This is a genomic window from Alicyclobacillus sp. SO9, from assembly GCF_016406125.1.
GTDB lineage: Bacteria > Bacillota > Bacilli > Alicyclobacillales > Alicyclobacillaceae > SO9.
Window position 1 is genome coordinate 1574855 of the sequence record NZ_CP066339.1, and the last position, 19973, is coordinate 1594827.

At 50.8% G+C, this 19973-nt stretch carries 19 protein-coding genes and 1 riboswitch; of the genes, 13 read left to right on the plus strand and 6 right to left on the minus strand.

All coding sequences use genetic code 11. The features are described from left to right. Window positions 1–33: 33 nt before the first annotated feature. Both GI364_RS07070 and hisG read left to right on the plus strand, forming a co-directional pair. Window positions 34–1098 (plus strand): ATP phosphoribosyltransferase regulatory subunit, encoded by a 1065-nt coding sequence (locus GI364_RS07070; protein ID WP_198852934.1) that lies wholly within the window; start codon window positions 34–36, stop codon window positions 1096–1098. Further along, window positions 1092–1802, plus strand: a complete 711-nt coding sequence (hisG, locus tag GI364_RS07075) for an ATP phosphoribosyltransferase (protein WP_198852935.1) — start codon at window positions 1092–1094, stop codon at window positions 1800–1802. Before GI364_RS07070 ends, hisG begins: the two co-directional genes overlap by 7 nt. Before the next feature lie 132 nt (window positions 1803–1934). Here the strand turns inward: hisG and GI364_RS07080 are convergent, their stop codons facing one another. After that, a complete protein-coding gene (locus GI364_RS07080; protein WP_198849677.1) occupies window positions 1935–3185 on the minus strand; it encodes an IS110 family RNA-guided transposase in 1251 nt (416 codons plus the stop codon). A 440-nt stretch (window positions 3186–3625) separates the two neighbouring features. On the opposite strand from GI364_RS07080, the gene hisD reads away from it, so the two are divergent. The 6 genes from hisD to hisI are packed head-to-tail and all read left to right on the plus strand — an operon-like array spanning window position 3626 to window position 8731. After that, on the plus strand, window positions 3626–4951 hold the full coding sequence (gene hisD / locus GI364_RS07085; RefSeq protein ID WP_198852936.1) for a histidinol dehydrogenase: 1326 nt from the start codon (window positions 3626–3628) through the stop codon (window positions 4949–4951). Next, window positions 4941–5546: an imidazoleglycerol-phosphate dehydratase HisB gene (gene hisB / locus GI364_RS07090; protein ID WP_198852937.1), complete on the plus strand. Its 606-nt coding sequence runs from the start codon at window positions 4941–4943 to the stop codon at window positions 5544–5546. Before hisD ends, hisB begins: the two co-directional genes overlap by 11 nt. After that, window positions 5543–6193 carry an imidazole glycerol phosphate synthase subunit HisH gene (gene hisH, locus GI364_RS07095; RefSeq protein ID WP_198852938.1) on the plus strand — a complete coding sequence of 217 codons (651 nt, stop codon included), beginning with the start codon at window positions 5543–5545 and terminating at the stop codon, window positions 6191–6193. The genes hisB and hisH overlap by 4 nt, the downstream gene beginning before the upstream one ends. Beyond that, the gene (gene hisA, locus GI364_RS07100; RefSeq protein ID WP_198852939.1) at window positions 6190–6954 is read left to right on the plus strand and encodes a 1-(5-phosphoribosyl)-5-[(5-phosphoribosylamino)methylideneamino]imidazole-4-carboxamide isomerase; all 765 of its coding nucleotides are present in this window, start codon (window positions 6190–6192) and stop codon (window positions 6952–6954) included. Before hisH ends, hisA begins: the two co-directional genes overlap by 4 nt. After that, the gene (gene hisF / locus GI364_RS07105; protein WP_198852940.1) at window positions 6954–7742 is read left to right on the plus strand and encodes an imidazole glycerol phosphate synthase subunit HisF; all 789 of its coding nucleotides are present in this window, start codon (window positions 6954–6956) and stop codon (window positions 7740–7742) included. The genes hisA and hisF overlap by 1 nt, the downstream gene beginning before the upstream one ends. After that, window positions 7715–8731: a phosphoribosyl-AMP cyclohydrolase gene (hisI, locus tag GI364_RS25255; protein WP_198852941.1), complete on the plus strand. Its 1017-nt coding sequence runs from the start codon at window positions 7715–7717 to the stop codon at window positions 8729–8731. The genes hisF and hisI overlap by 28 nt, the downstream gene beginning before the upstream one ends. Before the next feature lie 29 nt (window positions 8732–8760). On the opposite strand, the gene GI364_RS07115 is transcribed toward hisI, so the two are convergent. Genes GI364_RS07115 through GI364_RS07125 form a run of 3 tightly spaced genes read right to left on the minus strand, consistent with a single transcriptional unit; the run spans window position 8761 to window position 10532 of the window. Further along, window positions 8761–9636 carry a DUF4097 family beta strand repeat-containing protein gene (locus tag GI364_RS07115; RefSeq protein ID WP_198852942.1) on the minus strand — a complete coding sequence of 292 codons (876 nt, stop codon included), beginning with the start codon at window positions 9634–9636 and terminating at the stop codon, window positions 8761–8763. 1 nt (window position 9637) lies between these two features. After that, window positions 9638–10216 carry an HAAS signaling domain-containing protein gene (locus tag GI364_RS07120; RefSeq protein ID WP_198852943.1) on the minus strand — a complete coding sequence of 193 codons (579 nt, stop codon included), beginning with the start codon at window positions 10214–10216 and terminating at the stop codon, window positions 9638–9640. Continuing rightward, the gene (locus GI364_RS07125) at window positions 10209–10532 is read right to left on the minus strand and encodes a PadR family transcriptional regulator (RefSeq protein WP_198853888.1); all 324 of its coding nucleotides are present in this window, start codon (window positions 10530–10532) and stop codon (window positions 10209–10211) included. The genes GI364_RS07120 and GI364_RS07125 overlap by 8 nt, the downstream gene beginning before the upstream one ends. Window positions 10533–10828: 296 nt before the next feature. On the opposite strand from GI364_RS07125, the gene GI364_RS07130 reads away from it, so the two are divergent. Both GI364_RS07130 and GI364_RS07135 read left to right on the plus strand, forming a co-directional pair. Then, window positions 10829–11458, plus strand: coding sequence for a hypothetical protein (locus GI364_RS07130; protein ID WP_198852944.1), 630 nt, complete (start codon window positions 10829–10831; stop codon window positions 11456–11458). Between the two features lie 319 nt (window positions 11459–11777). Continuing rightward, window positions 11778–12242: a DinB family protein gene (locus GI364_RS07135; protein ID WP_198852945.1), complete on the plus strand. Its 465-nt coding sequence runs from the start codon at window positions 11778–11780 to the stop codon at window positions 12240–12242. 1921 nt (window positions 12243–14163) lie between these two features. On the opposite strand, the gene GI364_RS07140 is transcribed toward GI364_RS07135, so the two are convergent. Beyond that, window positions 14164–14808, minus strand: a complete 645-nt coding sequence (locus GI364_RS07140) for a hypothetical protein (RefSeq protein ID WP_233096046.1) — start codon at window positions 14806–14808, stop codon at window positions 14164–14166. Window positions 14809–14868: 60 nt separating this feature from the next. Beyond that, window positions 14869–15495 carry a LysE/ArgO family amino acid transporter gene (locus GI364_RS07145; RefSeq protein ID WP_198852947.1) on the minus strand — a complete coding sequence of 209 codons (627 nt, stop codon included), beginning with the start codon at window positions 15493–15495 and terminating at the stop codon, window positions 14869–14871. A gap of 569 nt (window positions 15496–16064) precedes the next feature. Next, a riboswitch (TPP riboswitch) is annotated at window positions 16065–16167 on the plus strand. A 58-nt stretch (window positions 16168–16225) separates the two neighbouring features. On the opposite strand from GI364_RS07145, the gene GI364_RS07150 reads away from it, so the two are divergent. The 3 genes from GI364_RS07150 to GI364_RS07160 all read left to right on the plus strand — a co-directional run bounded on the left by GI364_RS07150 (window position 16226) and on the right by GI364_RS07160 (window position 19631). Further along, window positions 16226–16828, plus strand: coding sequence for an ECF transporter S component (locus GI364_RS07150; RefSeq protein WP_198852948.1), 603 nt, complete (start codon window positions 16226–16228; stop codon window positions 16826–16828). A gap of 9 nt (window positions 16829–16837) precedes the next feature. Then, window positions 16838–19291, plus strand: a complete 2454-nt coding sequence (locus GI364_RS07155) for an ATP-binding cassette domain-containing protein (RefSeq protein ID WP_198852949.1) — start codon at window positions 16838–16840, stop codon at window positions 19289–19291. A gap of 91 nt (window positions 19292–19382) precedes the next feature. Continuing rightward, complete coding sequence (locus GI364_RS07160; RefSeq protein ID WP_198852950.1) at window positions 19383–19631, plus strand: hypothetical protein; 249 nt, start codon at window positions 19383–19385, stop codon at window positions 19629–19631. Window positions 19632–19973 lie beyond the last annotated feature (342 nt).

A 19973-nucleotide genomic window follows, 5' to 3' on the forward strand; every position in this document is an offset into this window, starting at 1 on the left:
TCTTAAAAACTTTGAGTTGGATGTGAATAGTCGATGGGTTCACAACAATACCCGAATTGGGCGGAACGGCCCCTGGGAATGAAAGACATTTATCCGGACGAGGCTCGGCAAAAACGTTCGTTAGAGAATAAACTGCTGGAGTTCTTTGAAGCAGAGGGATTTGAGATGGTGTCCTGCGGTGTTTTTGAGTATGTAGATACACTCTTGCGGGGCCGACTTGAGGAGGAAACGTCAAATTGGGTTCAATTATTTGACACAAGCGGCCGAGCCATGGCCCTCCGCCCGGATATCACACCTTCTGTAGCTCGTATGGCAGCTCCCTTGATTGCCAGCGGTCAGAACAATATCCAATGGTGTTACGCTGAGCGGGTGTACCGGCGAGCACAGGAGAATGTGCCATTTACGTGGTCTACGATGAGAGCAGCAGAATCTGCTCAAGTCGGGGTTGAGTGGTTGGGTCAGGACGGAACGGATTCCGATGTGTCTCTGCTCACGACAGCAGTGAAAGCTTTGCATCACTTGAACTTACATAACTGGCAACTGGTCGTGGGCCACGCTGCCTTCACGCCTGCATACCTCAGAGCTACGGGTTTGTCGGAGGATGATGTGGAAGACTTGCTGCTGGAACTGGCTGAAGGCAACTACGTGGGGTTTCGTCAGAAAGCTGAGGATGCAGGGGTCGATGTGGATGTCTTGAATCAGCTGAGTGAACTGAATCCGCGAAACGGAGCGTCACTGCCTGGTCATATCAAGGCAGCATTCCGCCGCTCATCTGCTGGAGAACTGGCTCTGGAAGCATGGGACCATTTAACCCAACTCGGTGCAACTATCGACCGGTTGGGATTCGGAGATGGAATTTCCTTTGATTTGACTTTGTGTCGCGATTTGACCTATTACACGGGAATTGTGTTTGAAGTGTTCGCAGAAGGAGCAGGAGCACCCATTGCCCTGGGAGGACGCTATGATGAATTGTTGCAGCACTTCGGCGCTCGGGCCCCTGCAATTGGATTTACGTTTGAAATCGACGGTCTCCTGAATGTGATGTCTCATCAAACCTTCGGCAGCACTCTGGCAAAGGGGGAGGAAGGCGAATGTTAACCATTGCATTAGCCAAGGGCAGAACGGCAGATGATTTGTGGCCGTTGTTGGACAGGGCCGGCGTTGCAATTCCTCAAGATGTGGACGAGTCGCGAGCACTGGTCTTTGAGGTGTCCTCAGCATCAGCCCACGCTGCTTTGTCAAGGGATGGGACAGCAGAGAATACGGATGCAAACACCATTCGCTACCTGTTGGCTAAGCCCGCAGACGTTCCCACCTATGTGCATTTTGGTGTAGCGGATATGGGTGTTGTGGGAAAGGATGTTTTGCTTGAGTCCGACAGTGACATCTATGAGCTGCTCGATCTCGAAGTAGCTCGCTGCGCTCTCTGCGTTGCCGGGCCTCCGGAAGAGCGAGACAAGCGCCCGCGCCGGATTGCAACTAAGTATCCGAAGTTGGCTGAACAGTACTTCCGGAGTCAGGGTGTGGCTATCGACATTGTGCCTTTAAGCGGATCGATTGAATTGGCAGCCGTCATTGGACTCACGGATAGAATCTTCGATCTCGTCCAAACAGGCAAGACCCTGGCAGCCAACGGCCTGGAAGTATTTGACCGCGTACGGGAGAGCTCCGCGAGGTTGATTGCCAACAGAGGCAGCTATCGCCTCAAGCGACAGCAGATTGAGTCTGTCGCAAAGTCACTGGAAGCCGCAGTTCAAGTGGAAAGAGCAGCGGTACGATGTCAAGGCCCTAAGGTGACATAATATTTGTCGAATTGCTACTACGTTGGACGTGGTGCCAAAATTAGCAATACTCAACTAAGCCCACCCTACCTAGATTTTTAAAATATGGTGAAAAACCTAGGAACTGGTGGATAGAGGTCGATCGCGGTAAGTTTATGCGCGTTGTCGGACCCCTCCTTCCGGAGTGTAAAGTCGGTTGGTCTTTAGCAGATAGAAGACCACTCGCATCAGTTTCCGGGCTGTAAGCGCAAGGGTACGTCCCTCGGCAAATTCCTTTGGCTCCGCTCTCTTCTTGGCATAGTACTCGGCGAAAACAGGGTCGTGCACCCGGACACTGTTTGCCGCTTCAACCATGTAGTACTTGAGGTAGCGGTTGCCAGAATGAATCAGTCGAGTTCGGTTGGCTGTGAATTTCCCGGACTGGTGAACGGTCCAAGCGAGCCCGGCGTGTTTAGCGGCTTCCGCGTGGCTCTTAAACTGGCTTACATCCAGCTCAGCTACAATGCCGGAAGCAAGAATGGGACCGATACCGGGAATGGAATCAAGGGTTTGCGGGATCGTCGCCAAGTGGTCCTCAATTCCTTTGCGTAGTGCCTTCAGTTGCTCTTGTACCGTTCGAATCACGCGAATACTAGAAGCCATTGCGAGATTGACCGAGTCCGACATCGACTGGGGTAGCCGGTACGAGGAGCGAGCAGCCTTCTGTAGCACTTTAGCAACGACCTCAGGATTTTCGAATCGGTTCTTGCCATGTGCCACAAGGAATTCAATGAGACGCTCAAGGGGCATCTCACAGAGTTCCTCAACGGATTCGAATTCCTCCATGACAGCAATGGAAGTTGCCGAGAGCTTGTTTCTCTTAAAGGGACCTGTGCTGCTGTAGTCACTGAACTTGAGATACAAGTTCGTCATGAGGAAGTTGCTCTCTCTAGACAGATCCTGCATCAGGTGGTAGCGGGCTCGCGTCAAGCGCTGCAACGCCATGAGCGGCTCGCTCCAGGTAAAGGGATGCGGGAGAAGGCCTGTCCGAAGCTTAGCTGCGATAAACCAGGCATCTACTCTATCGTTCTTGGGGGCACTCAGGTAATGGGATTTCTTAAACTCCCTGATAAGACTGGGGTTAAAGACGTAGACCCTACGCTGAACACCAAAGTCCAAATGACGTTGCAGATACATGGCGGCATGGGTTGAGTAGCATCCAGTATGTTCGAGACCAAAGAGAATCTCTTCAGCCTGTTTCTGTTTTGCCAGCTTGGAGATACGATCCTGAAACTCTAAAATCCCAGGACGATTGTTGGTAACGGTGAATCGACTCACAGGTCGTTTCTCATCGTCCTGTGTTAAGCAGCAAACCACGTTCTCTTGGCTGCCTACATCAATTCCGACAAACAAGGAGGAAGTCAATATAATCACCTCCTTCAGGTTGGGATGCAGATGCCTGCGACCTCGGGATGACCCTGGGAAACCCATGAACGACAGCCTTGCGAGCTATTGGAATACACCAGACGTCATCGGTGCACGAGCCTCCTTCTGCTGGCAGGAGGGATGACGGACCGGGAAACAGTCAGCGTGTAGGTCTATTCCATGGGGCCAGGGGAACAATCTTTCCTCGGAAGACACCCTCAGATGAGGGGCAACGGGAGGGATAGGAACATTCCCTTGGTAGACACCTACGGCTATTTTCCCAAGATCAGCCCGAGGTCGTAAACACTCACTTTGTCACAGAAAGGTCTATCAACATTTGATTAGGTTTTCAAGGAACAGAAATTTAATAGAGCAACTACATTATGGTTTTACGTAAACCAATTCAGCAGCTGTTCTTAATATACAAGGGGGACAAAGGCATGAAACTGCGACGCGTGAAAGCATCAGAGTGGAACTGGGCCCGAGATACTGCTGACGATTTATCCGTGATGCAATCCGTCACTGACATCCTGGCAGGCGTTCGAAACGACAAGGACCAAGCTTTGCGTGCCTATACTGCCAAGTTCGACTATCCAGATGCTGCAGAGGACAGCTTTCACCTCAGGGTGCCTGCAGCAGCTTTGGAGCAGGCATGGCATGAATTGCCGAGTCAACTGCAGGAAGCCATGGAGGCTGCTGCAAAACGCATTCGGACGTTTCATGAAGCACAGGAGGTTGTGGATACGGCCTACGAGGGTCCTGACGGGGAACAATTAGGCCTTGTCTGGCGTCCGCTTCAAAGGGTTGGCGTCTACGCGCCTGGCGGACGAGCACCATACCCGTCCACTGTGTTGATGGACGTCATCCCGGCACAAGTAGCGGGAGTCCATGAGATAGCGATGGTGTCTCCACCGACCAAAGAAACAGGACTTCCCCACAGCATTGTTTTGGCTGCGGCGTATTTGACAGGTATCAAGGAAGTGTACCGTGTGGGTGGAGCCCAAGCCGTGGCAGGTCTGGCATATGGAACACAAACCATCCCGCGTGTCGATAAGATTGTCGGTCCAGGCAATATCTTTGTTGCCACGGCAAAACGTCTGGTGTCCGGTACGGTGGGCATAGACAGTATAGCCGGTCCCAGTGAGGTCTTCATTGTGGCCGACAAGACAGCAGACCCTCAGCATATTGCTGCTGATATGCTGGCACAGGCGGAGCACGACGTGGAGGCAGGTGCCGTCTGTGTGGCACTTTCAGCAGAGATTGCAGAAGCTGTGGAAACGGCTTTGAGTGAGCAATTGCCGCGTCTGGCCCGTCGTCAAATCTGTGAAGCGTCGCTGGAGCGGTGGGGGTGCATCGTGATCGCAGATAATATGCAGGAAGCGCTTGCTGTAGTCAATCAAAGCGCTCCAGAACACCTGGAACTGCTGGTCGAGAATCCCCGTGCTTGGACGCCTGAAATATACACCGCAGGAGCCGTGTTCCTTGGGCCCCATTCGCCTGAACCCGTAGGAGACTACTATGCCGGGACCAATCATGTGCTGCCCACTCACGGCAGCGCAAGGTTTGCCTCAGGGCTTGGCCGCCACGATTTTCTGCGCCGGATGAGTACGGTTGAATACCAGGCGGAAACGTTGGCAAAGCACCGCAGTCACATTGTTCTGCTGGCGCGGGCAGAAGGACTGCAAGCCCACGCAGAAGCTGTGGAAGTTCGGTTTCAAAATCAGGATAAAGCCGATAGAAACGGAAGTGAACCAGATGAAGAATGAAACGGCTCCGTCTTTTGCAGCCAGTCTTGACAGAAAAACGGGAGAGACAGAGGTGCACCTCAGCCTGAATTTGCGCGGTACGGGGGAAGCACAACTTGACTTTCCAGTTCCGTTTTTACGACATATGCTTCATTTGTTGGCAGGTCACGGGCAGTTTGACCTAACTATTAATGCGGACGGTGACGTGGATGTAGACCCGCATCACTTGGTTGAAGATATTGGTTTGGTACTGGGGAAGGCTGTCCACGAGGCTTTGGGCGACAAGCAAGGCATACGTCGGTATGGGGAACGGCACACGCCAATGGATGAAACTCTGGCTCGCGCAGTCGTCGATTTGTCTGGCAGACCCGCTTTCGTTCTAAAAGCGGACTTTCCCGCAGAACGTGTGGGTGATTTTCCGGTTGAACTGGTACGGGAGTTTTTCAAGTCGTTTGCCAACGAGGCGCGCATGGCTCTTCATTTAGCTGTGCTCTATGGAGAGGATACACACCATATGATTGAAGCTTTGTTTAAAGCGGTTGCTGCGGCACTGCGGGAGGCTACCGGTCCGTCTGACAACGGCAGCGTTCCCAGTACCAAGGGGGTCTTGGAATGATTGCCGTATTGGACTTGGGCATCGGAAACTTATCCAGCGTTCGCAGCGGGTTTGCTCGGGCTGGTGCAGATACCATTGTGGTAGAAACAAGTGAGATGTGGAATCAACTTGCAAAAGACACCATTGACGGCGTTGTGTTGCCAGGGGTTGGGGCCTTTGGAGACGCCATGTTTCAACTGCGAGCTACAGGTTTGATGCAGGTAGTAAAGAAGGCTGCCAAACAAGGTCTGCCCGTGCTTGGCATTTGCCTGGGCATGCAGCTTTTGTGCTCCATCAGTGAAGAACACGGCAGTCACATTGGTCTCGGGCTGATACCAGGCAGGATCGTCCGTTTTAAGGGACCAGAGAAAGTACCGCATATGGGCTGGAACGACTTCGTGGAGGTGGCTTCCCATCCGCTGTTAAAAGGTGTAGAAGTTGGGGACTACGTCTACTTTGTCCACTCCTATTATGCACAGATGCATGCGGACGAGCACCTGCTGGCTGCAGCGCAGTACGGAGACGTGCGGGTCCCGGCCGTGATTGGCAAAGACAACGTTTGCGGAACTCAGTTTCATCCGGAAAAGAGTGGAGAAGTAGGAGAGCAAATCCTGCGGAACTTCTCGCAGATGTGTTCGGAGTTCAGACAGAGTGAGGTGTACCAATGAGCGTTTCGGGCCAACCCAGTAACACAAACAGTTTTACGTTGTTTCCTGCAATCGATATTTATCAGGGACACTGTGTGCGTCTGTTTCAAGGAGACTACGAGGCTCGCACAGAATATAGCGAAAATCCTGCACAGGTTGCCCGTGAGTTTGTGGAAGCAGGGGCCAAGTGGCTTCACGTCGTCGATCTCGATGCCGCCAAATCAGGCACAGCCGAGAACCTGCCTGTCATTGAACAGGTTGTAAAGATTTGTTCCAAGTCTGGGGTACAGGTCCAGGTTGGGGGCGGTGTGCGTTCCAGGGAAGCCATTGAACGATTGCTGGCTTTAGGGATAACGCGTTGTGTCATCGGCACTGCAGTCCGGGACTTGACCTGGATGCAGGACATGGCAACTCAGTTCGGCGGCAGCAGGCTTGTGGCAGGACTTGACGGTCGTAACGGGAAGCTGGCCGTGAAAGGGTGGACAGAGCAGACCGAGATTTCATTGGTTGACCTTGGCAGGGAACTCTATGCCCTGGGTGTTCGCACAGCCCTGGTAACGGACGTGGCAAAGGACGGCACGCTCACAGGACCCAATCTGGATTTGGCTGCACAAGTCCAAACTTCATCGGGCTTGGATGTGTTGGCCTCGGGAGGCGTCAGTGGTCCGGAAGACGTGTTGGCGTCCAGGGCTGCAGGTCTTGCGGGTGTGATTGCCGGACGCGCACTCTATGATGGACGACTGGACTTAAAGGACATCTTCTCTCAGTTGGGGGTGGTATAATGCTGACAAAACGGATTATCCCTTGCTTTGACGTATTGGACGGGCGGGTTGTCAAACATGTGGGGTTTTTATCGGATCGGCGAGATGCAGGCGATCCCGTCGCTCTCGCACACCTCTACTCCAACGCGGGGGCTGATGAACTCGTTCTCCTCGATATTTCGGCGTCAGAAGAAGGACGCCTGGCTACGCAACGGGTTGTCGAACAGGTGGCCAACCAGGTCAACATTCCGCTTACAGTCGGCGGCGGTGTCTCCAGTGTAGACGATGTCCGCGGACTGCTGTTGGCAGGGGCTGACAAGGTTTCCATGAATACAGGCGCTGTTCGCAATCCCAGTTTGATTCAGGAAGCAGCTCACAGGTTTGGTGAGCAGTGTATTGTGGTTGCCATTGACGCGAATTTGAATCCCACCATGGGGGAGTACGAGGTCATGGTACAAGGCGGCAAAAAAGGAACCGGAATGGATGCCGTGGAATGGGCCCGCAAGGCAGCAAACCTCGGTGCGGGAGAAATTCTTCTCACCAGCTTTCGTCAGGACGGGACAAAGGCAGGGTATGACTTGGAACTCACACGGCAAGTCGCCAATGCTGTCAGTATTCCCGTCATCGCCAGCGGCGGTGCGGGCCGAAAGGAACACTTTGCTGATGTATTGCTCGCCAGTGTGGGCGCGGACGCAGCCTTGGCAGCCAGCATTTTTCACTTTTCTGAGACGTCGATTGGGCAGGTCAAAACCTATTTGAAGCAAAGGGGGATTCCTGTGCGATGGACAGAGACAGCCAGCAGGACATAAACGGCGGGCACGATGGGGCAGGCGGTGCAGACGGGAACGACGGACGCGATGGATGGCAAACTGCGTCGTTGAATGAGGTCCGGTATGACAAACATACGGGTCTCGTGCCAGTGGTGGTGCAAGACATTGCAAGCCGGCAGGTTCTGATGACAGCCTATGCCAACCGCGAAGCCTTAAAGCGGACCTATGGAACAGGCCAGGCCTGGTTTTGGAGCCGATCACGGCAGTCGTATTGGCGTAAAGGAGAAACGTCAGGCAATGTGTTGCATGTTCGTGAAATCCGGCTTGACTGTGACGGTGATACGGTGCTCTTCCTGGTGGACGTCGCGGGGCCAGCGTGTCATACAGGCAATACCAGCTGCTTTTATCGGAATATGACCTATCAAGGGGGCAATCCTGGATACGGTGCCGAGTTTGCTGGAGATGATACCGGCATCGTCATGGAAGAAGCCTACATAATTGAAGAGTTGGATGGCTTTGAACGAGGCGAAAACACCCCCGTGTCTGATAGCGTTCAGAACAGGTCAAGCTTTGGCGGCTCTGAACAAGGCAACGCCGACGACACTACACCAGGCAGCTTGGAAACAGGAACTCCGGAAAAACTGGTTTCTGAACCTTTTTACGCCAGCGTCTTGCAGCAACTATGGACAGTACTGGCGGAGCGGTACGAGAACCGTCCTCAGGGTTCCTATACCACTTTCTTGTTTGAACACGGTATGGACAAAATTGCAAAGAAGGTTGGAGAAGAAGCCACAGAGGTGGTCATTGCTGGTAAAAACGCAGCTGCGTTCAGTGAAGCGAAGGCACACGGTGCAGGCAGTCCGGATGCCATTGATGCCGGAAGCGCAGGAGCGGATGGGGTGCGAAATGCAAAGGCAGAGTTGGCTCAGGAGAGTGCTGATCTGATGTATCACCTGTTAGTTCTGTGGAAACAAGCCGGCATCTCCCCTGATGACGTGTTCAGGGTGTTACAGGACAGGACCAGGTAACAATCTCATATGAGAGTTCTGTCTGCCTGTTATTCTAAGCTTACACTGCCTAAATCTGACGAAGCATGAATGGTCGGCCCGCCTTGTCCGATGGTTCCTTGCAGATGGCGTTTGCTCTGCTCTGCATAATTGACCCCAGGCAGTCCGACGTTGACAGCGCCGAGAGATGTGCTCAGGTCAAAGGAGAGGTTCTTGGGGTCCTTATCACTGCTGATGGAAACTGCTCCAGTATTCGTACTGGCATCAATGTTGTCTGTTAAGGTTTTTTCCTGTACATTGACCGCACCTGTGTTGGCGGTCAAGTGCAGCGGACCCGTAACATTCGTCACAGCGACTTTACCGACGTTGGAAGTCGCTGTTACCGCAGAGTGCAGGTTTTTTACATCTATTTTCCCCGTGCTTACGTGCACCGTCATCTGCTTTGAATTTACTTTCTCTATCGATATGCTGCCAACGTTTGCGTGCACATCCAGATTGTCATACAGGTGTTGAGGTACGGAGACATCCAGTTTAAGATTGATGTTTTGGCCAATGCCTGACGTGTTTGGTTCCTTCAGTCTAATCTGCAAAGTCTGCCCTGTGAGTTTGGATGTTAGTTGTAGTTCGCTGTCAGGTATCGTCGTGGATCCGCTTAGGGTTACAGTCGCCTTTTGGGTATTGGCGGGATAGAGGCGGATGGCAGCTATACTGGCATCCACGGTAACGGATTTGGCATTCCCTGCATCTACCGTCTGTTGCTTCTGAACCGAATGTCCACTCAAGTTGTGTCCGATAATAGACAAGCCGGAACTATCATTGATGGAAAAGGAAAAGCCGGAAGTATGTCCCGTTGCCGCCATGACGCCAAGTCCGAGGCCGCCAATTGCGATGAGAGCAGCACCTGCAATGGCAATTTGCTTTAACATTTTAGTTTCCTCCTTTAATCACTCGAAGATTGAACTTTAGATACGTCACAAACAGTATTCCGAACCACTTTGCCAAGAGAATAGTGCCTGCCAGAAAAACCAGGCCTAGACCTTCGAGCAGCAGCAGGGTAAAGACGGACACAGTTGTCGACACAGAGGAAAAAAGTCCAAAAGGGAGAATGAGGTGGAGAAACGTAATTCCGAAAATAATCTTTATCGGCAGCAGAATGAAACTGATTGAAACTGCAAAAAACGCAATTAAGATTCCAACCGCGGCAAAAAAAGGCCCTGAAACGAAAACCAAATTGAAAAAGCCAAGGCTGATGGTTGCAAGCACAGCTCTGGTCACATTTGTGACACTGGCCGTTTCGTCTGCTTGCTGAACGTAATAATCTGCCATTAATTCTTTTGCAATCGATCGCGGTGAACCGAGTCCACGGACTGCCTCTTCTTCACTGACTCCTTTCTCCATTGCAACTCGAATGTGCTCCTCGTAGTCGTAAAGCATGTCCCGTCGATCGCGCTCCGGGATTCTTTGCAATAGACTGTCGAGACGCCGGAGAAACTCATCCTTACCCATCTACGTTTTCCCCCTTGATGATGTTGTCTACAGCTGCCGCAAACTCAGCCCAATCTGTCACTAACTGCTGCATGTATCTTTTTCCATCATCTGTTAGATGATAGTATTTTCGAGGCGGTCCTTCCGTTGACTCCTTAAGATAGGTCGTGAAATACCCGTCCTTCGTAAGACGTCTCAGCAATGGATATACGGTACCTTCTGCAATGAAAAGACTGTCTGAAATCGTATGCACAAGCTCGTAACCGTAACGGTCTTGGTTTGACGTGACGACAAGCACACAGAGTTCCAGGACACCCTTTTTAAATTGAATGTTGATTGTAATCACCTCATGCACTGGTACGTTATTCCATGTATTCAGCTATAAGATATCACTCAGTACTGATTAATGCAAGGTACTGAAATGCTGTGTGGGTGTTTGTGCAACATAGAGACAACGACTGTTCAAATTCACCTACTGCCCAATTGCTGCGAACGTGGTATTATCAGGACGCAGAGTATGAAGGAAAGTTATTAAACTTACAGAAGTAAATTTAGGAAAACAAGGTGTAGGAAATCAGAGTTTAGGAAATTGAGTTCAGGAAATCAAGGTGGCAAACTACTGGAGGCACTGTTGTGAAACGAACTATGTCTTTTTACTTATGGATTGTTATTATTTTGGGAGCGTTGGAGTTCCTCAGTGAACTTGTTTTGCAAGGGGTTCCGGGGGCGCTTCACAATACGTCTGTTGTGTTATATATTTTGGCTGGCGTCGCCACCTTCATGGTCGGTCGTAAAGCTCGTCAGGAGCGCGGTAATCCAATGGCAGCCGGAGCAGCGCTAGGCTCTGTGTTTGGCGTATTTGTTGGTGTTGCCCCATTCTTCATCCACGTGACTACAAAGGAACTCCAATCAAGGTTTCCACATTTGGGTGCTGCAAAACTCCAGCAAGGAGTCCAACTCGCAAATCAAGCATCGACACACATTGCCGGCCTTGTGACAAGTGTATTCATGCTGGCCATTATCGGTTTTATTATCAGCTTTATTGGCAGCGCCGTCACTGCAAGGCCGCCGGTCCAGGAAACGGACAAGCCGCAAGGGCAGAAAACAGCCAATGCGCAGGTTCAAGCGAAAGCAGAAGTGAAACAGGAAACAGAAGTGAAACAGGAAACAGAAGTGAAACAGGAAACAGAAGTGAAACAGGAAACAGAAGTGAAACAGGAAACAGAAGAAACAAGCGTGGAAAAAGAAGCAGAAGAAACATGATTTTGCTAGGATAGAGCCAGAAGCACAGGTAAAACAAGCAGCAGAAACATAAGAATAAAAGGGATCTGCTAGCAAGCATCAGAGTCGGAGTCAAGAAGGACACAAATCCCAACGAAGGACATGCAATCGCACACAAGTCACTCATCCACGAATCGAAAGACTGCTCAGGTGATGCTTGACCTTTGCATGCCGTTAGGTGCAAGATTAAATTAGAGTAACTGTTTTTAGGTTAGTCATTTGTCCAGCATGATTTCGTGCGTTTCATTTGTATTAACCATGTATGCTGGAACATCTCTTAATTTCTGAAGGAGGCGTATCATTGAGTAAAGCTGAGCAATTTGCAAATCAATGGATGATGCATCGATCTGTTCTTCTAGACATTCTTGATAGAGTAGACGACAAAAATTTTGACTTTCGTCCTTGGTCAAAGGCTATGACTTTAGGTGAATTAGCACAACATATTGCTGGAGCCGGTGCACTCTTTATCAACACCGCGAAAACGGGTCAATTCTCACGTCCTGAGGGTCAACCGGTAGTCACAAGCATGGCAGAACTGCGTCAGTTTCTGAAAGACAGCACTGACAGCGGCTACGCGACCATCAAAAGTATGACAGATGAAGAGTTTGACGGGCCCGTAACCTCGGAACATATCCTTCCGGATGGGACACCCGCATCGGTGTGGCTGTCAGCAATGAAAGACCACGAAGTGCATCATAAAGGTCAAATGTTTGTTTATGCGCGAATGACTGGCGTCGAGGAAATGCCAAACTTCGTCCAACACTAAAAACTCAACAAAGCATTAGCAGAATATAGCAGCAGGAGTATGCTTTGCTACGGATTTTTTGCATAGGTGCTCCGGTCAAATAGTATGCTGCCATATACAAACGGAACCTGCCGCGGAGTCAATTCGCAATTAGGCGGGTTCCTTTTTATATTCAAATTGCGTATCTAATGCGGTCTGGACGGTGCTGCCGGCTCGCTCCGAGAGTGGAATGAGACGCTGCCTGGACTGGCGTGAGGCAGTTAGTGATCGCAATGATCCTTAACGGGCGTTGGCCCAATCCGATTGTGATCGCAAAGATCCTTAATGCTCCGTGCCCGGGATATTAGTGATCGCAAAGCTCCCTAATGTGGGAGGCGGCAGAGTGGGGCGTAGGTGATAGGGAGCAACGGGATCCCTATTCTGGACGGCTACTGGGGATAGGGATCGAATCGATCACTATTCTTTGCCGAGCGTTGGGATAGGGAGCAAAAGGATCCTTAACCAATTGGCGCTGTGAAGAACGGAGCCCCGCTGAGAGCCTGCACCGGCTCCACTGCGCATCGAATTGGATGTAACAGTATGTAATGTTAATACATTCCGCTTGTGTTTGGTTAAATCTTCTTGATCCCGCTCCCCTCACTGGCTGCCAGTATTGGCGTGAGGCAGTTAGTGATCGCAATGATCCCTAACGGGTGTTGGCCCAATTCGATTGTGATCGCAAAGCTCCCTAATGCTCCGTGCCCGGGACATTAGTGATCGCAAAGCTCCCTAATGTGGGAGGCGGCAGAGTGGGGCGTAGTTGATAGGGAGCAACGGGCTCCCTATTCTGGACGGCTACTGGGGATAGGGATCAAAAGGATCCTTAACCAACTGGCACTACAAAGGCCCGAGCCCCGCTGAGAGCCTGCACCGGCTCCGCTGCGCATCCAACTGGATTAAACAGTATTTAATGTTAATAGATTCCGATTGTGTTTGGTTAAATCTTGTTGATCCCGCTGCCGTCGCAGGCTGTCTGGATTGGCGTGAGGCAGTTAGTGATCGCAAAGCTCCCTAACGGGTGTTGGCCCAATTCGATTGTGATCGCAAAGATCCTTAATGCTCCGTGCCCGGGATATTAGTGATCGCAAAGCTCCCTAATGTGGGAGGCGGCAGAGTGGGGCGTAGTTGATAGGGAGCAACGGGATCCCTATTCTGGACGGCTACTGGGGATAGGGATCGAATCGATCACTATTCTGTGACGAGGGTTGGGATAGGGAGCAAAAGGATCCTTAACCAACTGGCGCTGCGAAGAACGGAGCCCCGCTGAGAGCCTGCACCGGCTCCGCTGCGCATCCAACTGGATGCACCAGTATTTAATGGTAAGCAACGCCGCTTGTGTTTTGTTAAATCTTGTTGATCCCGCTGCCGTCGCAGGCTATCTGGATTGGCGTGAGGCAGTTAGTGATCGCAAAGCTCCTTAACGGGCGTTGGCCCAATCCGATTGTGATCGCAAAGCTCCCTAATGTGGGAGGCGGCAGAGTGGGGCGTAGTTGATAGGGAGCAACGGGATCCCTATTCTGGACGGCTACTGGGGATAGGGATCGAATCGATCCCTATTCTGTGACGAGGGTTGGGATAGGGAGCAAAAGGATCCTTAACCAACTGGCGCTACAAAGGCGCGAGCCCCGCTGAGAGCCTGCACCGACCCGCTGCGCATCGAATTGGATGTAACAGTATGTTATGTTAATACATTCCGCTTATGTTTTGTTAAATCTTGTTGATCCCGCTGCCGTCGCAGGCTATCTGGATTGGCGTGAGGCAGTTAGTGATCGCAAAGATCCCTAATGTGGGAGGCGGCAGAAGGGAGCGCGGGAGATAGGGGGCAACGGGATCATGAACAAACGGGATGACGGAGAAACTCGTTTGCATGGTACTTTGAATCAGCGGTTTTGGGCAAGTTCATTCATCTCGGAACCTTCATCCAAGCAAGCCATTGCGGCGGCATCCCCGGCGCCCTTTTAGGTGGTGTTGGCAAATTGTTTGGACAAGTCGTATTTACTGCTAGTTGAAAATCACCTCTAAAATAATCTGTGTAAGTCTGGCCCTGACTGGTGTATTTTACAACCAACCCGGGAATCGTATAGAGCCCTGGGCTCGATGCTTCTACGGTAATCACAGGTTGATAGAATATCTTATTCAGTGGCAGTGTTATGGGTAATGACTGAATCGGGTACGATGAATGGTTCTCGACCCACTTGAGAGACCCTCCCAGAAATTCTGGTCCACCCTTCATAGTGCCCATTCCAATTTGTTTCAGACCGTGGGGCAACGCGGCTGGCTTGACAGAGGTAACAATCACGGACATGTTGCGAGTGTGTTTGTTGTTTATGGGAAACGGATCGGAGCCGAAGTACATTATTTGGTCAGGTTTACCCATGACGCATTCGGTCCAACCATTTGCTTTGGACATTCCTCCTGCAGCCATCGCAAGGGGTCCATCGGTAGTAATTGAACTTGCAAAGAAATTCACGTAGACGCCACATCCTAAAAAGATGAGGGCAATCACAAGACTTGGAACAAAATAGCGTTTTTTTAGCTTCTGCAACATCAAACTCCTTTACTAAATTCTCCTCATTCTTCTGCCTTCTGGTTGGATAACCCAGCTTTCCTACTTAAAAGAATAAACGACATATCCTAAGTATACTGCTGATAACCACATCATTGTGGCAGATATGCGATTCAAAACTCCGAACGAAGAACTTTTCAATACCACTTTTCCTACCGCATGACTCGCAATTGACAATCCAAAGAACCACAACCACGATACGGCGGCGCTGGCGACACCAAACGCAATTCGATTTTGCCACGTGGTGTACATCACCGCACTGCCGCCAATCACCGCAAGTGTATCGATAAGTGCGTGGGGATTTAACAGTGACACGGATGAAGTAAATCCAATTTGTCTTTTCGCCGTCCAGGCCGTCGAAGGCATCTTTCCGTTTTGCGGTTCCGCCTCTTTCCTCCAGGTGGACCATCCCATGTAGAGCAAAAATACGATGCCTATTGCACCAAATGTATACCGGAGCCATGTGATATGAAGGGCTACCGTTGAAACACCGAGGACTGCCAACCCGATGAGCAGTGTATCACAGATTGATGCAGTAACAACTGCTGGGAGTGAACTGGACCAGCGCCTGTGGAGGGCCCCCTGTGTAAGGATAAATCCATTTTGCATTCCAATCGGTAGAATAAGTCCGAGCGACAATACGAATCCATGGATAAAAGCGATAAGCAATCGTATCCCTCCCAACATCTTTGCTACTAACAGGCGCCCGACTAGCAGGTCGCTTGCTGGCATGTCTCCTACTAACACGTCGCTTACTCACAGGTCTCCTACTAACAGGTCTCCTACTAGCATCTTAAGCGAATGGTACAATCACCGTATACGAAAGTTTCGATATAACAAGGGATAACTTCAAATTGGATGCCGATGGAGGTTGTGGCATTGCGCAATGGAGCAGAAGCGAGATCAGGTAGAGTAACGAACCGACCCGGTGCGATTGGAATAGAGATCCCTCAGGTGCTTATCTGGCATCTGCCTATCTCCTCATCCCGAATAAGCGGCTGAAAAGTGCTTAAGGGCTCACAAACCATAGAAAATGGGCTCTGAACAGCAAATAAGCTCGTCTGAAGGGTTTATTTGCTCCGGTTGGGGTTCATTTCAGCGAATAAGCACCTCTCAGATCTCTATTTCTATGGCGATCCCGCTGGCGATCCCGCTGGCGATCCCGCTGCTCTCTATCACTTAGATTCCCACTCTTGAATCCGCGTGGAGGCGGTGCTACACTAACTATAAATCTAATAGCAAGGCGCTAGGGGTGCCCGCAGGGCTGAGAAGCAGAGAATGCTAACCCTTTCAGAACTCGATCTGGATAATACCAGCGGGAGGAAGTGCCGTCGAACTTGTTCGATCGAGACTCTTTATGCGCCTGCGTAAAGAGTTTTTTTAATGGGAGGAATCATAGATGGAAAATGGAAGTGTGCAGACGAGCAGCAAAGGATGGGTCGATTGGAAGTTGAGGGACATTGTGGTAACTGCGATTATTGCGGTTATCGGCGGAGCCGTTTACATGGGCTGGGATTACCTTACAAACTTGTTTCTTGGGGCACTTGGGCCAACGGGCCAGGGGATTTTCAATGGTGTATGGTGGATCGCGGCGGCTTTAACGGGATACATTTTGCGCCGTCCTGGCGCAGCGTTTCTGGGAGGGCTGCTAAGTGCGGTGGTCGAATTCGCGCTTGGGAGTCCGTATGGAGCGAGCGCGATTATATCCGGACTTGTTCAAGGCGGCGGAGCAGAAGTCGGATTCATGCTGACTGGCTACCGCAAATGGAATGTTTGGTCGGCAATTCTGGCTGGCAGCATCGGTGGCGTCGGCAATATTCTTCAGTGGTGGTTTCAATACGGAGGAGACAAGGTGGCTGTTGGATCCGTTATTGGCTACAGCGTCACAACCATTCTCAGCGGTGCCATTGTTGCGGGCTTGTTTCCGAAATGGGTTGGTGACAGCCTAAACAAAGCCGGTGTACTGAGAAACTTTCCAATTGGGCGTCAATCGAGATTGTAGGGGTTCTTCATGAAAAATATAGATGAATTTATGAATTCGCAGGATGTGGATTCGCACCAGCCTTTGATTCAGCTTCACCAACTCAGTGTCACGTATGAAGATACTGCGCACAGTGTACTTTCCAACATCGATTTTGAACTGCGCGAAGGAGAGTCTGTACTGTTTCTCGGACCCAGTGGCTGCGGCAAAAGTACACTGGCAATGGTGTGCGCTGGATTAATCCCTGGAAGCATTGAAGCTGAAGTCACGGGGGAGGTCAACCTAGATGCGACGATTGCAGGGCCTGGCGGGGTTGGCTATGTATTTCAAGACCCCGACTCGCAGTTTTGCATGATCCAGGTTGATGATGAGATTGCCTTCGGGTTGGAGAATCTGCAGGTCAGTCCTCATCAGATGGGGGCACGCATCGAAGAGGCGTTGCATAGAGTTGGACTCAAGACCCCAAAGGTGTCACAGCATGCAAACTTCTCTGGCGGAATGAAGCAGAAACTTGCAATTGCATCTGCGCTGGCCATGAAATCAAAGCTTTTAATATTTGATGAACCGACGGCCAATCTCGATCCGTACGCATCACGAAAAGTGTTCGAAGAAATAGAGAGTTTGGCTGAAGCGGGAGAAACACTGGTTGTCATCGAGCACAAGTTTGACCGCTTGCTGGGGGTAATGGATAGAGTTGTTCTGTTTGAGCGGGATGGCACTATCTATCGTACTGGTCCGACAGAGCAAGTCATACAGGAAGAGTGGCAATGGATGATCGATACGGGGGTGGTCGCGCCTTGGAAATCGCCGCCTCTCATCTCCTCCAAACAGGGTGCAAGTGTTTTAACGCTCTCACATCAGAACACTGAGCTAGCCCTGAACACTGAGCCGGCCCTTAACACAATGGACGTACCGATGCCAAGCCCTGCAGCTTCTGCCGTTGAAATTGCATCCGGAACAGTGCGTTATGGGGACCAGACGGTGTGGGAAGACCTGAGTGTGCGTGTGCCGGCGGGATCGTTCACCGCAATTGTCGGACCGAACGGTGCGGGAAAGTCCACTTTACTCCAGTCCATCGCCGGTCTGCAAAACCTGAGTGCAGGCAGCCTTTCTGTTCTGGGAAAGAGCCTTAAAGAGTGGCGAAAATCGGGTTTGGCTAAGAGTGTCTCCTTCTGCTTTCAGAATCCGGAATTTCAGTTTATTTTTGAGCGCGTCGCTGACGAATTGTCCAATCAGGTTGTCACAGGGCCGCTGCCCGCGTCTACTTCCGAACTTTTGCAGCAGTTTGGTTTGGCAGGATATGAAGAGCATAGTCCATTTGGGCTGAGTCAGGGCCAAAAAAGACGTCTTAGTGTTGCTTCAATGCTGCGGGAGCAACACGAACTGTACCTGCTGGATGAACCCACGTTTGGGCAGGATGCACATACACAACAAGTGATTATGGAGCGTATGAAAGAATTGCACCAGTCCGGCAAGACTATCATCATGACTACACATGATATGGACCTTGTGAACCGCTATGCCAGTCATGTGTTGGTGCTAAGCGGTGGAGAACAACAGTTCTTTGGAAGCCCAAGTGAACTGTGGTCTCACACAGATTTGGTTCAATCAGCTCATCTCTTGGCGGACGTAAGGACGGATGCAGAACCGCAGGGCGGCTCCGAGCAGGGGCACAAGACACATACGGACCAAGACTTTTATGCGGGAAGTGTCCACAGAGACGCTTTAGAGCCGCTTACACAGCACAAGTGGAAGCTGAATCCTGTGTGGAAACTGGGTGCGGTATTGTTATTTGCTCTTGTGGCCATGTTTTCAAATACACTCTACCAGTCGCTCTCACTGTTTGGGTTGTCAATCCTGGTGATGTTGTGGTTTGGCCGCATGAATCCATGGAAAATAGTGAAGAGGTTCTCGCCGTTTCTCATTTTCTATATTTTCTACCTGTTTACATTTGTCGCGTACTCACGGGTACCTGCAGGTGACAGTAGTGTCCACTTTCTTTGGATGAATTTCAGTATGCACGGTCTGTACAACGGCGGAGTACTAGCTTTTCGAATGCTCAGTGCCGTTGGAGCAGCTATTTTCTTGCTTTCCACGACGTCGATGACAGATATGGTCGTGAGCTTGTGTCAAGATGCAAGAGTGGCACCGAAATTCAGCTATGGCGTTCTTGCTGGACTGCGACTCGTGCCGCTGTTTCAAAATGAGTGGGTGAAACTCAGACAGGCGCGGCAACTCCGCGGACGAGATGCTGGCCGGGCATGGATGCGGCCAGTCACTTATGCCATCCCCCTGCTGAGCCAGGCAATTCGGATGAGTGAGCGTGTTGCGGTTGCCATGGAGGCGAGGGGGTTGGTTGCGGAAGCGGCACGCAGTCCCCAGCAGCGGACTTATTATCGCCACGTTCAGAGGAGTTGGCGCGATCCCTTTTTTACTGTGTTTCTCAATTTGCTGTCCGTTATTTTCCTGCTGACAATCAAATAAAAACTCTAGACTACCATAGGACGAACGTGTCGCTGCATAAGTAAAGAGTATGGTGCGGTCAGACGCAGAAAGACAAGAGGGAGGGGATGAAATGCCAGCTTTTGTGTGGATTGGTGTAAATAACTGTAACACGCCGCAGGAAAATGCAGGTGTATTTATTGGGCAGATTAACAATGGCGGCTGGGATGCGAACATGAAATTCCAGGCTGCGAAAACTGGTAACTTTGGTTTTTTCTCAATTAACAACAGCTTGTGGAACTGGATGTCGGACAATATGGAATTTATTGACGGCGTGATCAACGACCAAGACCTGAAGCCAACGTTTGACGGCAATGTCTGATGTAAGTGTTTGATGTACCGTTTAATGTAATGTCTAATTCAAGTCTTGGTTAGATTGTCACCTCAAAGTGGCTGGGAGAGTATGAAGTTTCGGCGGACAGTTGCCCGATTTTGGTTCGGCTATGTTGTTGTCCCTGTTAACTCTAGCAATCTCGCATATAGTAATAATGCGTCTGCGGGAAACGGAAATTGAAAGCCCGCCACCGTACGTCCTCCTCCCGGATAGATTGCCTGCAGACGTATATGGCAGGATGAGCCCCGCCCCTCATCCTGCCTTTTTTGCTGTCAAAAGACGTTCGTCAGGCACCTTGGAAGATAGATTGCAGAAGTTATGCTTGGATAG

Bases quoted from the DNA above. Each gene is read 5' to 3' on its own strand.
- hisA (WP_198852939.1), top strand. From the start codon at position 6,190: ATGAGCGTTTCGGGCCAACCCAGTAACACAAACAGTTTTACGTTGTTT.
- GI364_RS07155 (WP_198852949.1), top strand. From the start codon at position 16,838: ATGAAAAATATAGATGAATTTATGAATTCGCAGGATGTGGATTCGCAC.
- hisD (WP_198852936.1), top strand. From the start codon at position 3,626: ATGAAACTGCGACGCGTGAAAGCATCAGAGTGGAACTGGGCCCGAGAT.
- GI364_RS07120 (WP_198852943.1), bottom strand. From the start codon at position 10,216: ATGGGTAAGGATGAGTTTCTCCGGCGTCTCGACAGTCTATTGCAAAGA.
- GI364_RS07140 (WP_233096046.1), bottom strand. From the start codon at position 14,808: ATGTTGCAGAAGCTAAAAAAACGCTATTTTGTTCCAAGTCTTGTGATT.
- hisG (WP_198852935.1), top strand. From the start codon at position 1,092: ATGTTAACCATTGCATTAGCCAAGGGCAGAACGGCAGATGATTTGTGG.
- GI364_RS07150 (WP_198852948.1), top strand. From the start codon at position 16,226: ATGGAAAATGGAAGTGTGCAGACGAGCAGCAAAGGATGGGTCGATTGG.
- GI364_RS07070 (WP_198852934.1), top strand. From the start codon at position 34: ATGGGTTCACAACAATACCCGAATTGGGCGGAACGGCCCCTGGGAATG.
- GI364_RS07115 (WP_198852942.1), bottom strand. From the start codon at position 9,636: ATGTTAAAGCAAATTGCCATTGCAGGTGCTGCTCTCATCGCAATTGGC.
- hisB (WP_198852937.1), top strand. From the start codon at position 4,941: ATGAAGAATGAAACGGCTCCGTCTTTTGCAGCCAGTCTTGACAGAAAA.
- GI364_RS07160 (WP_198852950.1), top strand. From the start codon at position 19,383: ATGCCAGCTTTTGTGTGGATTGGTGTAAATAACTGTAACACGCCGCAG.
- hisH (WP_198852938.1), top strand. From the start codon at position 5,543: ATGATTGCCGTATTGGACTTGGGCATCGGAAACTTATCCAGCGTTCGC.
- hisF (WP_198852940.1), top strand. From the start codon at position 6,954: ATGCTGACAAAACGGATTATCCCTTGCTTTGACGTATTGGACGGGCGG.
- hisI (WP_198852941.1), top strand. From the start codon at position 7,715: ATGGACAGAGACAGCCAGCAGGACATAAACGGCGGGCACGATGGGGCA.